This is a genomic window from Bacteroides gallinarum DSM 18171 = JCM 13658 (assembly GCF_000374365.1).
In the GTDB taxonomy this organism is placed as follows: Bacteria; Bacteroidota; Bacteroidia; order Bacteroidales; family Bacteroidaceae; genus Bacteroides; species Bacteroides gallinarum.
In genome coordinates, this window is the sequence record NZ_KB894121.1 from 62,148 (window position 1) to 78,200 (window position 16,053).

The window sequence follows — 16,053 nt, forward strand, 5'->3', positions numbered from 1 at the left end:
TGCGGGAAGTTAACTTCGTAGAGAGAATGAAGTTAACTTCCCGTATTTCTTTTTATATCGTTTTTTTCTCCCTATCTTTGCCGTAATTCTATAATAACTGATACTGAAATGAAAAAGATTTTACTCTTAGGTTCCGGTGAGCTGGGTAAGGAATTCGTAATTTCCGCCCAGCGTAAAGGTCAATACATCATTGCCTGCGACTCTTATGCCGGAGCGCCCGCCATGCAGGTGGCGGATGAATGCGAGGTGTTCAGTATGCTGGACGGCGACGCATTGGAACGTGTGGTGCGCAAGCACCGGCCGGACATCATCGTACCGGAAATAGAAGCTATCCGTACGGAGCGCTTGTACGATTTCGAGAAAGAAGGTATTCAGGTTGTGCCCAGTGCGCGTGCAGTAAACTTTACCATGAACCGTAAGGCTATCCGCGACCTTGCCGCTAAGGAACTGGGGCTGAAAACCGCCAGATATTTTTATGCCAAATCCCTGGACGAGCTGAAAGCCGCTGCCCAAAAAATCGGTTTCCCCTGTGTGGTGAAGCCGCTGATGTCGTCTTCCGGCAAAGGGCAGTCGCTCGTGAAGAGCGCCGACGAGCTGGAACATGCCTGGGAATACGGTTGCAATGGCAGTCGCGGTGATATCAAGGAGCTTATCATCGAGGAGTTCATCAAGTTCGACAGCGAAATTACCCTGCTGACAGTTACTCAAAAGAATGGCCCCACTTTGTTCTGCCCGCCTATCGGCCACGTACAAAAAGGCGGGGACTATCGCGAGAGCTTCCAGCCTGCCCATATCGACCCTGCCCATTTAAAGGAAGCGCAGGATATGGCAGAGAAAGTAACCCGTGCCCTGACAGGCGCCGGCTTGTGGGGAGTGGAATTTTTCCTGAGCCATGAGAACGGTGTTTACTTCTCCGAACTTTCACCGCGTCCGCACGATACGGGTATGGTAACGTTGGCAGGCACGCAGAACCTGAACGAGTTCGAGTTGCATTGCCGCGCCGTATTGGGTTTGCCCATTCCGGGTATCAAGCAGGAGCGGATAGGGGCGAGCGCCGTTATCCTTTCGCCCATTGCCAGCCAGGAACGTCCCAACTATCGCGGTATGGAGGAGGTAACGAAAGAGGAAGATACTTACCTGCGCATCTTCGGCAAGCCGACCACCCGCGTCAACCGTCGTATGGGCGTTGTATTGTGCTATGCTCCGCTGAACGGCGACCTCGATGCATTGCGCGATAAGGCGAAACGGATTGCCGGAAAGGTGGAGGTGTACTGAAACTGAACATAAACATAAGCATAAGGCATTTTGTATTATGCGTATAATGCTAAGTATAAAGCATAAGGTTTAAGGTATAGGAATGAGGTATGAAGAATGAGGTGTGAGGTATTCTTCGTACCTCATTCTTTAATGTCTCCGATATACTTTAATGTCTCCGATATACTTTAATGTTGCCGACATACTTTAATGTTTTCGATTTACCTTAATATCTCCGATTTACAGCTATTCGAATAGCCCCGGATAAATCTCCCCACCCAGTTCGCTCACATTCAGTTGTTGCCGTAACTTCCCGTCCGGCGAATAGAATAATTGGAATTCTTCATCGGAATTGTAACCTTCTACCTCGATAACGATTACCGTAGGATGTTTGGGGAATGTGATTATCCTCACATCTTTTAGTCTCATGGAAGCCATGATGTTTTTCATAAAAGCGTCTGCAACGGGAGCGGGAATTTTCTCCAACGATTCGACATCATCTTCCGTCATTACCCATTGGGCATTTTCATCGAACCACACATCCGTCTCCCGGTTGTCCGTAACGAACTCTGCCACATAGCAACCCGCCATTTGTTCCCATTCGACATTCATAGCCTGCGGGTATATCTTCTCAAAAGCAGCTTGTACCTTTGCAGGAACTTCTTTTGCAAAGGTGGAAATGGAAAAAAGCAGTAGCATACTTGCTGCGATACAAAATCTAAATCTTTTCATTGCGCCTAAGGATGAAATAAGTGTAAAATATGAAGTATAACAACGCCTTGTCCGCATAGTTCATACCTTATGCCTCTTGTTTTAGATTTTTATCGGTTGGATACGACTGGTTGAGGAGTAGGCTTTAGCGAATTAGTTGAGAGGTAATGGCAATGATTCGACAACCGTTCCTTTTCCGAAGGTATCAGTTGCTTCAAATATTTATTCGTATCCTCTAAACGGTACTCGGGAGAGCACTCAAAAAGATAGTTTAAGATATTCAAGTGTCCCGCCCCGAAAATGACAAGTATCCGGTCGGTCGAACCGGTTTCGATTCGCTGGATATTTCGGAATATACGCAGGTTCCGGTTGAACCAACGCCCCGTTTCGAAGTCGGTTCCGATAAAATCGTATGGAGAGGATTCGTACTTGAAATGGCCTATCAGGTAATTTCCCAAGCTTCGTCGGACGTTTTCCGGATTGTTCAGCGCAATGAGTTCGGCAATGATTCCCTGTTTATTGAAAACGGATTGAGGGGTGAATTCTTTCACCGAGTCCGGATGATTATAGAAACTTTCGTCAAAGCGGGCAAAATCATCGCTGTCTTGATTGTCCAGTAATTCGGCTATATTCTCATAATGCCTGCCCCATTCGTCTGCACAATAAATCCGGTCGATGCCCAGCCGTTTTGCCAGGCGGAAGCCGACCTGCTCGTACTCGCCACGTTGTAGAACGTAACGGCCGGCTCGGTATTCACAAAAAAGGGAATCTATTTCACCCTGCATCCCGACCGGCCGTTCAATCACGATAATTGTCGGAGAAAATGCTGTCAGTGAATTTACCAAAGCTTCAATCTCTGTCTGATAAGCCGGTTCTAAAACATTTATCTGTTCATCATCGCCATATTGCACCCTATCCAAATTGGGAAAATCGAAATGAAACGTTCCCAATGTAAGTACGGGAATGGTATCTTGTGCATATACGAGCGAAACCGCCAGCATGCACCATATTGAAAGGAATATTTTTTTCATTATAGAAACCTTATTGAAAAACTTCGTACTTCACTTTATCCCCGCAATTAAACGGTCAGCCTTCCTTTATATACGAATGCCTTCTCGCCGAAGTCGATATCCGGCAATACGGTATCGGCATCGAACAGCCCGTAGACGGACGAGCCGGAACCGCTCATCGACGCATAAATGGCGCCTTGCCGGTACATTTCATCCTTGATTTCACCGATAGCGGGAAACTGCGGGAAAACACTCTCTTCGAAGTCATTCACCATATATTTTTTCCATTCCCCGACGGGCAACCGTACCGCCTCCTTTAGCGGATACTCCGGACGGTGCGACTTTATCAACGAAAAGGCATCCCGTGTAGAGACGAATATATCCGGCTTTACCAGCCAGAGCTGATACCCTTTCAACGATAGGGCGACGGGGGAGAATATATTGCCGATACCCTCCGCGTAAGTAGGTGCATTCCGGATGAAAAAAGCGCAGTCCGCTCCCAAACGGGCTGCATACTCCTCCAACTTGTCGTAACCTAAGCCGAGGCCGAACTTCTCGTCCAATAGTTTCAGCATGAACGCTGCATCTGCCGAACCGCCGCCCAGCCCTGCCCCCGAGGGGATACGCTTGAACAAATGGATATCCACCGGCGGCAGGTCGAACAATTCGTCCAGCAGCTTATAAGCTTTTACAACCAGGTTGTTTTCCGCTTCTCCCGCTATTTCGATTCCCGCCTGGTGCAGGCAGTACTTTCCGCTGCCCCCGTGCAGCAGATTGATTTCCAGCGCATCTTCAATGGGAATAGGGTAGAAGATAGTCTCCAGGTTGTGGTAACCGTCCGGACGTTTCTCCGTGATGTTCAGTCCCAGGTTTATTTTGGCATTCGGAAAGGTAAGCATCGTTAATTGAGAATTAAGAATTGAAAAATGAAAATTAAAAAATAACCCGTCAAAGTAGGCTTCGGAGACAAAGTTAATGAATTCTGTTTATAGTAGATTGAAAACTTAACAACGATTTATTGATAGCTATCAATAAAATCGTTTATCTTTGCTCTCCCTTTTGAAAGGCGGACTATTATTTCTTGATTTTTTAATTTCAATTTTAATTCCAAAAGTGGCAGAACAAAGACGAACTTCACGCACCTCGAAGGCAAAAGCCCCGCAGCCCGTCAATGACTACGGGCGCATCCAGCCGCAAGCTCCGGAACTGGAAGAAGCCGTGCTCGGCGCATTGATGATTGAGAAAGACGCTTACTCGCTGGTGAGCGAAATTCTCCGTCCGGAATCTTTTTACGAGCACCGGCATCAACTGATATATTCCGCAATCACAGACCTGGCGGTCAACCAGAAACCGGTGGATATCCTCACCGTGAAAGAACAGCTTGCCAAGCGCGGTGATTTGGAAGAAGTGGGCGGCCCGTTTTATATAACCCAGCTCAGCAGCAAGGTCGCATCTTCTGCACACATCGAATACCATGCCCGCATTATCGCCCAAAAGGCGCTGGCGCGCGAGCTGATAACCTTCACCAGCAATATCCAGTCCAAAGCATTCGACGAAACGCTCGATGTGGACGACCTGATGCAGGAAGCCGAAGGCAAGCTGTTCGAGATTTCCCAGCAGAACATGAAGAAGGATTATACGCAAATCAACCCGGTCATTGCCGAGGCGTACGACCTTATTCAGAAAGCCGCCGCCCGTACCGACGGCTTGAGCGGTCTTGAGAGCGGATTTACGAAGCTCGACAAGATGACCTCCGGCTGGCAGAATTCCGACCTTATCATCATAGCCGCCCGTCCTGCCATGGGTAAGACGGCGTTCGTGCTTTCCATGGCAAAGAACATTGCCGTGAACTTCCGCAACCCCGTAGCCCTGTTCTCCCTCGAAATGAGCAACGTACAGTTGGTAAACCGCCTTATCTCCAACGTATGCGAAATACCGAGCGAGAAGATTAAGAGCGGACAGCTTGCCGACTACGAATGGCAGCAGTTGGACTACAAGCTGCGCGACCTGCTGGATGCACCGCTATACGTAGACGATACCCCCTCGCTTTCCGTATTCGAGCTTCGCACGAAGGCGCGCCGCCTGGTGCGCGAACATGGGGTGAGGGTGATAATCATCGACTACCTCCAGTTGATGAATGCCAGCGGCATGTCGTTCGGCAGCCGCCAGGAGGAGGTAAGTACGATTTCGCGTTCGTTGAAGGGGTTGGCAAAGGAGCTGAACATCCCTATCATCGCCCTGTCGCAGTTGAACCGTGGTGTGGAGAACCGTGAAGGCGAGGAAGGCAAGCGCCCGCAGTTGAGCGACCTTCGCGAGTCCGGAGCCATTGAACAGGATGCCGATATGGTATGCTTCATTCACCGTCCCGAATACTACAAGATTTATACCTCAGCCGACGGCAGCGACTTGCGCGGTATGGCGGAAATCATCATAGCCAAGCACCGTAACGGCGCTGTGGGCGATGTGCGCCTGCGTTTTATCGGCCAGTACACCCGTTTCCAGAATCCGGAGGACGATATGATTATTCCACCGCCTACCGAGGGAGTCGGAGGAGCCACGTTCGGTTCGCGTATGAATGCACCTATCGGAAGTCCTTCTACACCGCCTCCACCGTCTGCCACCGACTATACGCCGCAAACGGACAATCCGTTCGGCGGGGTAGGGTCGGACGGGCCGTTGCCGTTCTAAGGGCTCGATGATAAGGAAGGACTATTCCTTTTTCATCCTCAGCACCCTTATCCCCGTAAACCTCTTGTTGTTTTTCAGCATCTGTGCCAACGGTACTTGCGTAATCACCACCATTTTCCGGGTAGAAGAAGCGTGGAGTAGTTTCAACACTCCCTTCTCATAATAGGCAAGCCCCAAATGGGCTACATCCAGCCCCGGGATATTGGTGGTGATAGCTATGATGTCGCCGTTCTTTATCCAGCTAAATCCCTTATCCGGCAATCTGTCCTTGGGGACATAATGGAATACCTGTCCGGACAGCGCCTTTTCTATCTCCTTGATTTTACCGATATTTTGGGGAGACGATGCCAACTGCCGGTATGCTTTGGGGTGCGTAGACATGAAACAGAGGGATAATCTCACCGTATCGGAGCTGTGGATAGCAGCCACATCCTCCATGAAACCGTGCCTGATGCCGTTGTTTACCCAGTCGGCAATGTAATGCAGGCGGGAAGTATAACCGTTGATTTTGCCGTTGCGGTAACGGATGTTTTGCAGCGTCCGTGCATAGTCGGCCTTGTCTATCGTGCCGTTTTTTACAGGAGCGAGCGCCAGGGCAAGCACATACTCTACAAAAGTGGTGCAGTCTACCTCGTCGAAGTTGATTACGAGCTTTTCCTCATCATTCACTTCCAGCGTATGCGCCACGTAAGGAGTTTTGAGGAAACTCAATCCGTACTTCAGCATGGCATTGTCCGTCTCTTGTGCAGAGACGGACGATGCTATTGCCAAAATACAGAATATGCCGGATAAAGCAGAGGGCATACCGGATAAAACACGGGCTTTGCCGGATAAGACTTTCATTGTCGAACGGCTTAGTATTTATATATCAGACTCTTGAAGTCCGTTTTCTTATCGAACGGCACAATCGTGAAACCGTAGTCGATAGCATGCTCCTTGCCGGGACGTATCAGATAAGGCTCGTGTGCCAGGGCTCCCCAGGCATTGTCGCCGCCTACGCCCATCATGCGGTAGTCGATGAAGAAATCTACCAGGCGTTCCGGTTGCGGGTCGGTAAGGTGGCGGTGATTGGTCTTGTCGGTACGCGGAGCGCCGTTCTCCAGGGAGTCGCCGCTATCCAGGCTTTCCAGCGGATAGTTGGATACGTTCATTTCGAAAGTACGGTCGGCTACGAACAGCAGGCCTTCCTTGGACTTGTCGGTGAGCGTACACCAGTATATATCCGTGCGGTGGTTGTTCTCCTGCGGGCGGATGTAAGGCTCGTACATATCCTTGATGCCCGACGTATATTCGCCGATGAACTGCGAGGTGCGGCGGTCGCGGTAATTCTCTTCCGGGCCCCGTCCGTAGTAGGTCAGCGAGGCAATACGGTCGGGGAGCTGCATGCGCAGCCCTACGCGCGGTATCATCGGCACTTGGGTGGCGGCTGCAACGAAATGGTTGTCTACCTTGATAACACCGTTGCTGTACACCTTGTACGTAATGTCCCAGCGGGCATCGGTCTGCGGGAAACGGTAGGTAACTTTTACTGCCGTAGTATCTTTGTCGCACACTACGTTGAAGCTCTCGGCTTTCGGTTCCTGGTAACTTGCCTCTTTCCACGCTTTCAGCCGTACGGGTAGCTTGGCTCCGTAATCGTTGTCGATAGGCGCGCGCCAGAAGAAGGGACGCAGACCCTGCCCGTCACGGATGAACTCTTGTTTCTTGTACTGGTAGGATACCAGCAAACCGCTTTGTTTGTCGAAGGTTGCCTTGAAGTCGGCGCCGGAGAAGGTGAGCTGCCTGCCGTTCTCCTCCGGAACGGCGAATGCCTGCTTCGGGGCATCCTCCTTATGGAAAGTATATACATAAGTCTGCTCGCGGGCGATGACCGTACCTGCCGGCAGGAACGGCTCCGGCTTGCGGATAGCGGCGTAGAACTCTATGCGTACATCTCCCGTGGAATGGTTGACTACGGGGATGCCATGCAGGAACGGGCTGGTAACGGTTTCTCCCGGTTCCGCCTCGATACCCTTGATGCGCCCTTTGTAAATCTCCTCACCATGACGGCGGACAATGTAATAGAAGTCGTACTTGTCGAGGTTGGTGAACGAGAAGTCGTTGCGTATCTTGACGACGAAGGCTATGCGGTCGAAGTCGAAGAACTTGATGTTCTGGTACACCTTTCTCATTTCCTCGGTCTGCGGCTTTACGCTGCGGTCGGGATATACCACGCCATTGATGCAGAAATCGCCGTCGGACGGAGTGCCGTGTTCGCCGTAGTCGCCGCCGTACGTCCAGTATTTGCGTCCGTCGGAGGTCTTGGCTGCAAAACCCTGGTCTACCCAGTCCCAGATGCAGCCGCCCTGTAGGATAGGATACTTCTCGATGATATCCCAGTATTCCTGGAAGTTGCCCAGGCTGTTGCCCATGGCATGGGCGTATTCACAGAGAATGAGCGGGCGGGTCATTTCGGGGTTCTGCGCATATTTCTCGATGTGGTCGGGGCGGTGATACATGGGGCAGTAGATGTCCGTGTTCCATTCCAGTTGGGCGCGTTCGTACTGCACGGGGCGGCTGTCCAGCGTTTTCAGCGTGTTATAGGTAACGTAGAAGTTCAGCCCGTTGCCCGCCTCGTTGCCGAGCGACCAGATGATGACGCTGGGATGATTCTTGTCGCGCTCGTACATGTTCATGGTGCGGTCTATGTGGGCGTTCATGAACAGCGGGTTATTCCCCAGCGTTCCGCCTGCATTCAGGTCGTAGCCCATTCCGTGGCTCTCGATGTTGGCTTCGTCGATAACGTAGAAGCCGTACTGGTCGCACAGCTCGTAGAAGCGCTCCTGCTGCGGGTAGTGGCAGGTACGCACGGTGTTTATGTTATATTGTTTCCACAGCTCGAAGTCTTTCAGCATGAGCTCCTCGGGAACGTAATGCCCGGTGTACTCGTTGTGTTCGTGGTAGTTGACACCTTTTACGAGAATAGGTTTGCCGTTCACCATAAGCTGCTTGTCCTTTATCTCTACGGTGCGGAATCCCACTTTGCAACTGGTGGCTTCGATAACGTCTCCGTTGATGTGTTTCAGGCTGATAACGAGCGTGTAGAGATTCGGTGTTTCTGCCGTCCATTGCTTCGGTTTCCTGATTGTCTTGGGCGTGAATTCGACCTCCTTCTGTCCGTAGCTGACGCGTACCGAGGACTGGGCTACCTGCTTGTCTTTGCTGTTCAGCAGGCGGTAACCTATCACGAAAGGCACTTCCTTGTTGGTTTCGTTGGCAAACTTCACTTTCAGCTTCAGGATGCCGTTGCGGTAATCTTCGTCCAAAGGCGTTTCCGCCTTGAAGTCGGTAATATGTATTTGCGGCTGGGCATACAGGTAGATGTCGCGTTCGATACCGCTGATGCGCCAGAAGTCCTGGCATTCCAGGTAGTTGCCGTCGGAAAAGCGGTGCACCTGTATGGCTATCACGTTCTCGCCTCTGCGGGCAAGGGAGGTGACATTGAATCGGGCAGGGGTCTTGGAGTCCTTGTTCATGCCCACAAACTTGCCGTTGAGGTAGTAGAAAGCCGCTCCGCGCACTCCGTCGGCGCTCAGGAAGATTTCCTTGTTATCCCAGTCGGCAGGCAGGGTGAAGGTACGGCGGTACGTGCCCGTGGGGTTCCACTCTTTGGGAACGTACGGAGGGTTGGGCTTGTCCCAGTAGGGGGCATGGCCGGGGGAGCAGAACTCGTACGGATGGTTAACGTAGATAGGAGTGCCGAAACCTTGCAGCTCCCAGTTGCCGGGTACGTCGATGTCCGGCCACCGGCTGACGTCCGTACGGGTCTCCATAAAGTCGGTGGGGCGGTCGGCGAAGTTCTCTACGTAGTTGAACTTCCACTTCCCGTTGAGGGAGATGCGGAAAGTACCGTTCTGGCGGTCGTTGATAACGGCGTCCGCCTCGTTCGTGTAAGAGGTGAATGTACTGCGGGGCGGTTCTTTATTGATACTTGTCAGCTTGGGGTTGGTGATTTGCCCGTACCGGTCTTCCTCTGCCGCGAGGGCGAGGGGAAGAAGGGCGGCGACAATCAGCAGTCTTTGTATTTTCATAATAGGAAAGTTTAAAGGCTTGTATTATCATTTTTCCGGAAAGACGAGCCCTTCTCTCAACCATTTCTCCAGCTCGCCGGTCCATTGGCGCTTGTACGTGAAGCTGTCGCGGAAGCCCCAGCCGTGCTTGCCGGTGGGGTAGACATGCAGTGTAGCGGGTACTTTCTGCTCGCGCAGGGCGAGGAAGTAGCCGATGCCGTTGGCGGGCGGTACGGCTCCGTCGTCTGCCGACAGCATGATGAATGCCTGCGGAGTGCGGGGAGACACTTGCCGCTCGAGCGAGTACTTCTGTTCCAGCTCGGCGGAGGGAGCTTCTCCGAGGAGGTTCTTACGCGAGCCGCCGTGGGTGATTTTTTTCTGCATGGAGATAACGGGGTAGAACAGGACTTGAAAGTCGGGGCGGGTGGCGTCGCTGCTGTATAGCGTGGCAAGGGAGGCGGCAAGATGTCCTCCTGCGGATGCTCCCATGATGCCGATGCGGTTCGGGTGGATACCCCATTCTTTGGCATGGCTGCGTACCAGGCGGATAGCTTGCTCGGCATCCGACAGGGGTACTTCGTTGTGTCCGTTCGGCATCCGGTACTTCAATACCGCGTAGGTGATACCTTGTGCCGTGAACCAGGCTGCCATGTCGTGCCCCTCGTGATTCATGGCAAGACGGGCGTATCCGCCGCCGGGACACATGATAACTGCCATGCCGTTCGGCTTTGCCGGGCGGTAAACGGTAATGGAAGGATTAACTACGTTGGCTACGCGGCCGCCTTTCAAATCTTCCTGTTTGCCGGTCAGCCCGTTGGTGTTGGGTGCTCCGTCAGGCCATAACGGTAGCTCCACGGGCTTTTGGGCAGACAACATGGTTGTTGCGAGTAAAAGGGATAAAGCTAAAATCTTCTTCATAACGTATTCGTTTTATTTCTTCCGGTTATTTCTTCCGGACTTGCTCCGGTAAGTTTTCCGGTTGTTTCTTCTCCGGTTATTTCTTTTCCGGCCGTTTTTTTTCCGGTTGTTTCTTCTCCGGTCGTTTTTTTCCGGTTATCTCTTCTCCGGTCATTTCTTCTTCAGTCGTTTCTCCGGAAAATTTCTTCTTCGGAATTTATTTGGTTTTCATCGAAGCTTTGACGAAATAGCATATCAGGATAGCGTAAGCACCCAGCGCCAGTACCTCAGACCATGTATTGTTGAGCCATGCGTCGTTCACCAAATTTACGCCGCCGAAGCGCATCGCCGCGCTTACCACGCCCATCAGCGCACCGCCGGCAATGAAACCGGATGCCAGCAGCGTACCTTTCTCGCCGCGCTCGGTGTTGAGGGCTGCATCCTTGCTACGGCTGGTTACATACCAGTTTATAGCGCCGCCCACTACCAGCGGAACGTTCAGCTCCAACGGGATGAACATGCCCAGCGCAAAGGCAAGCGCCGGTATCTTACAGGCATTCAGTATGATAGCCAGCACTGCACCGATGCCGTAAAGCAGCCACGGTGCACCTACGCCGTTCATCAGCGGCTCGATAACCGCTGCCATGGCATTGGCTTGCGGGGCGGCTAATTGCCCGCTGGTAAATCCGTACGTCTTGTTCAGGATAATCATCACACCGCCTACGGTGGCGGCCGAAACAATCGTTCCGAGGAACTTCCACGTTTCCTGCTTCACAGGGGTGCTTCCCAGCCAGTAACCAATCTTCAAGTCGGTGATGAAAGCACCTGCCATAGACAACGCCGTACATACCACACCGCCCATAACCAGTGCTGCCACCATGCCGCCGGGACCTTTCAGCCCTACCGCTACCATTACTACCGAGGCAAGGATAAGCGTCATCAGCGTCATGCCCGAAACCGGGTTAGTACCTACAATGGCAATGGCGTTGGCAGCTACGGTGGTAAAGAGGAACGAGATGCCTGCAACGAGCAGGATAGCCACTACCGTGTGCAGCAGGTTACCCTGCATCACGTCGAAGTAGAAAAACAGTGCAACCAGTATGAGGGTGAAGATAGAGCCGATAGCGATAATCTTCATGGAGAGGTCGCGCTGCGTGCGCTTCACTTCGGCATCGGCCTTGCCGCCCATTTCCTTGGCAGCCAGTCCTACGGCGCTCTTGATGATACTCCACGACTTGATAATGCCTATGATACCCGCCATGGCGATGCCGCCGATGCCGATGCTCTTGGCGTAGTATTTGAAGATTTCTTCCGGGGACATAGCGCCTACGGTGGCGGTGATTTCCGGATTCCACTGGTTCAGCACGCTGTCTCCCCAGATAAGGGACATGCCGGGGATGATAATCCACCATACGGCGAGCGAGCCGGCGCAGATGATAGAGGCGTATTTCAGCCCGACAATGTATCCCAATCCCAGGACGGCGGCGCCGGTATTTACCTTGAACACTAATTTCGCCTTTTCTGCCAGCATCTCGCCGAGGCCGCATACGCGGGTGGTGAAGTTCTCGTTCCACCACCCGAAGGTAGCCACGATGAAGTCGTACAACCCGCCGATGATACCTGCCAGCAGCAGCGGTTTAGCCTGACTGCCGCCTTTCTCGCCCGACACGAGCACTTGTGTCGTTGCAGTGGCTTCGGGGAAGGGGTATTTGCCGTGCATGTCGCTTACGAAATATTTACGGAACGGAATGAGGAAAAGAATGCCTAGTGCGCCTCCCAGCAACGAGCTGATGAATACTTGTGCGAATGTCACGGTGATTTCCTGCGGATAGCTCTCTTGCAGGATATACAGTGCGGGCAGGGTGAAGATAGCGCCTGCAACGATAACGCCGGAGCTGGCGCCTATGGACTGTATGATGACGTTCTCGCCCAGGGCGTTCTTGCGTTTGGCTGCCCCCGACACGCCCACGGCGATAATGGCGATAGGAATGGCTGCCTCGAACACTTGTCCCACTTTCAGCCCCAGGTAGGCTGCTGCTGCCGAGAACAGGATTGCCATGGCGATACCCCACAGCACCGACCAGAGGCTTACCTCGGGGTATTTCCTGTCGGGGCTCATCAGGGGATTGTAGACTTCTCCCGGCTTCAGTTCGCGGAACGCGTTTTCCGGCAGGCCGGTCAGTTTCTCTTCTTCTTGTTTCATAATAGTTGTTTTATTGTTATTGTTATGATTGCGATATGTGTTGAATTCAGGCGGATACATAAGTTCATCCCGTGGGACGAGCCAGGCCGTACCGTAAGACGGAGGGCGTTTATCCCGTGAGATGATTTTCTTCGTTCCGGGGACGGATGTTTTCATCTGGCGGAACGAATCCGTTTAGGCTTCAAAGAAAGCAAAAAAAAAGGAGAATTGAAAAATTCTCCTTTATTCTGTATCATAAAAACGATTATTTAGCGTCTTTGGCGGTCATATCCCCTTCGACGAACAGCCGCATCATTTCGCTCTTGGCGTTGGTGCGCAGCGTAATGGACTTCTTGAAGTGTCCGGGATATTTGCCCGTACCGTTGTAGGTTATCTTGATAGTTCCCGTCTTTCCGGGCATTACGGGCTCCTGCGTGTATTCGGGTACGGTACATCCGCAAGATGCCACGGCTTGGTGGATTACCAGCGGAGCGTCTCCTACGTTGGTGAAGGTGAACGTACAGCTTACCACCGGGCTGTTCTCGGAGAATGTGCCGAAGTTGTGGGTGGTCTTATCGAATTTGATGTCTGCCTGGCCTTGTGCGTAGGCATAACCGATGCCCATAACCAGCATCAGCATATAAAAAGCAAGTCTTTTCATGTCTTTATTTTTTTATTACACAAAGTGCAAAGGTAAAGTTTTTCTGCAAAAATAGCTCGTTCTCTGTGCGAAATTGTATTAAATCGGTGTCAGAACCCGGTGTAGCGGATGATGAGCAGCGAGAAATAGGGGAAGCGGAGGGCTGCAATCTGCTGCCCGTCACTGAGGTACTTCTCTTGCGGAGTACCTACATTCTCGAAATAGCGGTAGTCGTATTCGGGGTGCAGGCGGATGCAGCGGTGTACTTCGCCGGTGCACTGCGACAGTTTCATGATGACGACTGTGTTTCGTGATTGTACCAGCCGTTCTATTTCTTCGGCGGTGGTGATGCCGGGAATTACGGTCAGCCTTTCTTCCTGGCTGGCGATGTGCAGCCCGCCCCGTGCTCCGGCGGCAATAAAGGCGGGGATACCGGCAATCTGCTCTACAGGAGTGCCGCCGGCTTGCAGTTTTTCATATATATAATGTATGGAGGAGTAGAGGCCTGCATCGCCTTCGGCGACGATAGCCACTTTCTTGCCCGTGCGGTGCAGGGAAAGGGTGGTGGCATATACTTGGTCGTAGGCGTGGAGGGCGTCGCTCCGTTGCTTGCTCATGGGCAGGGGGAAACGGCGGATGCGTTCGGCGGGGATGCCGAGTTGGTGCATGATGTCGGCGGCACGTGACAGGAGGCTGCCGTTGCGGGCAGGAGTTTCGGGGCAGAAGATGCAGTCGGCGTTCTGGAGCGCTTTCAGTCCTTTTACGGTAATCAGCTCCGCTTCGCCGGGGCCGAGGGATACGAAGTAGACGGGGCGGGTGTGGCGTACGTACATTCGCATCGTTCCCGGTTGGCGGTTGTCGTGGTTTGTTTCGTTGCTTCCGGTTATTTTGTTATTATCATTTGTTTGGTTTACTTCGTTTGTTTCGTTGTTTTCATTTGCTTCATTTGTTTCGTTTGTCCCATTGCCTTCATTTGCTTCGCTTGTTTCGTTTGCCCCATTGCCTTCATTTATTTCGTTACTTTCATTTGTTTCATTTCTTTCATTTATCTTGTTTCTTTCATTCTCATTCTTTTCATTTGTCCCGTCCTTTTCGTTTACCCCGTTTACCTTATCATCTGTATTTTCTTTACCTTCCTTATTTTCGGCGGGAGCTTCTTCTTGCACGGTACAGAGGAACTGCCAGCCGTAGCGTTCGTAAAAAGAGGTATGTTCCGTTACAAGATAGAGGGTGGGGATGCCTTGCAATGCCATATCGTTGCACACGCGGTTCAACATCGTTCCGGCAATGCCCCGGCAGCGGAATTCCTTCTCCACATACACGGCGCAGAGGTTGGGCGATAAATCTTTCCGGTTATGGAAGTCGTTCTCTATCACACCGAGCCCGCCGATTATACGGTCTTCCGCCAGGGCTACGTACCATTGCGGAATGGCCTGCTGATGTCGGATGCAGTCGTCGATACTGCTGAGGTACGCCTCTGCCGGGATGTTCCATTTGGCGTGGAACCAGGCGGCGGCACGTGTCTTGAGTTCGGGATGTTCTTGTAGCTTTAGTATTTGGTAACCGTTCATATAGCGTTGTTGTTTGTCGTTGCCGGTGTACGGGTTTTCCGCCGTTGTCTGGCTTTGAGGGCATAAAGGTACGAAATAGGAACGAGTCGGCAAATCATCTGTCGCTTTTGTAGGATTATCCGGTTTATATTCCCTATCTTTGGTACTTTTACCAAAACAATGAAAGCTTATGGATTACCAACTGAATACACGTCTGAACGGTAATATTGCGATGACTTCCCGCTTTCACGAAAGCACCCCGTTGCAACGGGACAAGACTTTATATAAGTTTCTGTGGGTGCAGGGCGGCACGCTTACCGTCGAGGTAGACCACGTACCCATGAAGCTGTCTAAAGACGAGATTATCACGCTTACCCCGCTGCATCGCCTGGATATAAAAGAGGTGGAGGGCGAATACCTTACCTTTGTATTCAACAGCAATTTCTACTGCATCTACGGACACGACAATGAGGTGTCCTGCAACGGTTTCCTGTTCTACGGCTCGTCGCGAGCAATGCGGCTGAAGCTCTCGGAGGAGCAGTCGTCCAACCTGCACGATATCGTCCGCATCTTCCGCCAGGAGTCCGCCATTAACGATAATCTCCAGGAAGAGATGTTACGGATTGTACTGAAACGTTTCATCATCACTTGTACGCGCATAGCCCGTGCAAGGTTCGGCATGGGGCAGGAGGACGACAAGGCTTTCGACATTATCCGGCAGTTCTATGTGTTGGTAGACCTGAATTTCCGCGAGAAGAAGCAGGTGCAGGACTACGCCGGCATTCTCTGCCGTTCGCCCAAGACTCTATCTAACTTGTTTTCCGCCTGCGGGTTGCCTTCCCCGCTGCACGTCATTCACGAGCGGATAGAGGCGGAAGCCAAGCGCCTGCTGCTGTACACCCGGAAAAGCGCTAAGGAAATCGGTATCATTCTGGGCTTCGAGGACTTGGCTGCCTTCAGCCGTTTCTTCAAGAAAATAGCGGGGGAGAGCGTATCGGAGTACCGGAAAAGAATACAACGGGAAGAATTGCCAACTCTTACGGAATAATTGCCATTTCACACCTGGCTGAAA

At 52.0% G+C, this 16,053-nt stretch carries 12 protein-coding genes and 1 pseudogene; 3 read left to right on the forward strand and 10 right to left on the reverse strand.

The genetic code is table 11. The features are described 5' to 3' along the window. The first annotated feature begins 108 nt into the window (after positions 1 to 108). A complete protein-coding gene (purT, locus tag C233_RS0105570; protein ID WP_018666582.1) occupies positions 109 to 1,275 on the forward strand; it encodes a formate-dependent phosphoribosylglycinamide formyltransferase in 1,167 nt (388 codons plus the stop codon). Positions 1,276 to 1,500: 225 nt separating this feature from the next. Here purT and C233_RS0105575 read toward each other — a convergent pair whose 3' ends face one another. The 3 genes from C233_RS0105575 to ispE all read right to left on the reverse strand — a co-directional run bounded on the left by C233_RS0105575 (position 1,501) and on the right by ispE (position 3,874). Beyond that, a complete protein-coding gene (locus tag C233_RS0105575) occupies positions 1,501 to 1,986 on the reverse strand; it encodes a PepSY-like domain-containing protein (RefSeq protein WP_025068656.1) in 486 nt (161 codons plus the stop codon). 89 nt (positions 1,987 to 2,075) lie between these two features. Further along, on the reverse strand, positions 2,076 to 2,996 hold the full coding sequence (locus C233_RS0105580; protein WP_241217420.1) for a DUF5694 domain-containing protein: 921 nt from the start codon (positions 2,994 to 2,996) through the stop codon (positions 2,076 to 2,078). A gap of 47 nt (positions 2,997 to 3,043) precedes the next feature. Continuing rightward, positions 3,044 to 3,874 carry a 4-(cytidine 5'-diphospho)-2-C-methyl-D-erythritol kinase gene (gene ispE / locus C233_RS0105585; protein ID WP_018666588.1) on the reverse strand — a complete coding sequence of 277 codons (831 nt, stop codon included), beginning with the start codon at positions 3,872 to 3,874 and terminating at the stop codon, positions 3,044 to 3,046. 214 nt (positions 3,875 to 4,088) lie between these two features. Here ispE and dnaB point away from each other — a divergent pair, with 214 nt between their 5' ends. Continuing rightward, positions 4,089 to 5,663 (forward strand): replicative DNA helicase, encoded by a 1,575-nt coding sequence (gene dnaB, locus C233_RS0105590; RefSeq protein ID WP_018666590.1) that lies wholly within the window; start codon positions 4,089 to 4,091, stop codon positions 5,661 to 5,663. A 21-nt stretch (positions 5,664 to 5,684) separates the two neighbouring features. Here dnaB and C233_RS0105595 read toward each other — a convergent pair whose 3' ends face one another. The 7 genes and pseudogenes from C233_RS0105595 to C233_RS23485 form a co-directional block, all read right to left on the reverse strand. Next, entirely contained in the window at positions 5,685 to 6,506 is an 822-nt protein-coding gene (locus tag C233_RS0105595) for an N-acetylmuramoyl-L-alanine amidase-like domain-containing protein (protein WP_018666592.1), read from the reverse strand. Positions 6,507 to 6,517: 11 nt separating this feature from the next. After that, positions 6,518 to 9,733: a beta-galactosidase, LacZ type gene (gene lacZ, locus C233_RS0105600; RefSeq protein WP_018666594.1), complete on the reverse strand. Its 3,216-nt coding sequence runs from the start codon at positions 9,731 to 9,733 to the stop codon at positions 6,518 to 6,520. 27 nt (positions 9,734 to 9,760) lie between these two features. Beyond that, complete coding sequence (locus C233_RS0105605) at positions 9,761 to 10,630, reverse strand: alpha/beta hydrolase (RefSeq protein ID WP_018666596.1); 870 nt, start codon at positions 10,628 to 10,630, stop codon at positions 9,761 to 9,763. Between the two features lie 196 nt (positions 10,631 to 10,826). Further along, positions 10,827 to 12,812, reverse strand: a complete 1,986-nt coding sequence (locus C233_RS0105610; RefSeq protein WP_026314747.1) for an OPT family oligopeptide transporter — start codon at positions 12,810 to 12,812, stop codon at positions 10,827 to 10,829. Positions 12,813 to 13,056: 244 nt separating this feature from the next. Beyond that, positions 13,057 to 13,452, reverse strand: coding sequence for a DUF1573 domain-containing protein (locus C233_RS0105615; protein ID WP_018666600.1), 396 nt, complete (start codon positions 13,450 to 13,452; stop codon positions 13,057 to 13,059). Positions 13,453 to 13,541: 89 nt separating this feature from the next. Beyond that, positions 13,542 to 14,264: a precorrin-2 C(20)-methyltransferase gene (locus C233_RS0105620; protein ID WP_373278730.1), complete on the reverse strand. Its 723-nt coding sequence runs from the start codon at positions 14,262 to 14,264 to the stop codon at positions 13,542 to 13,544. Between the two features lie 354 nt (positions 14,265 to 14,618). Further along, a pseudogene (locus C233_RS23485) lies at positions 14,619 to 15,002 on the reverse strand (GNAT family N-acetyltransferase); the annotation flags it as partial. 169 nt (positions 15,003 to 15,171) lie between these two features. Here C233_RS23485 and C233_RS0105625 point away from each other — a divergent pair. Continuing rightward, a complete protein-coding gene (locus C233_RS0105625) occupies positions 15,172 to 16,029 on the forward strand; it encodes a helix-turn-helix domain-containing protein (protein WP_018666604.1) in 858 nt (285 codons plus the stop codon). The last annotated feature ends 24 nt before the right edge of the window (positions 16,030 to 16,053 follow it).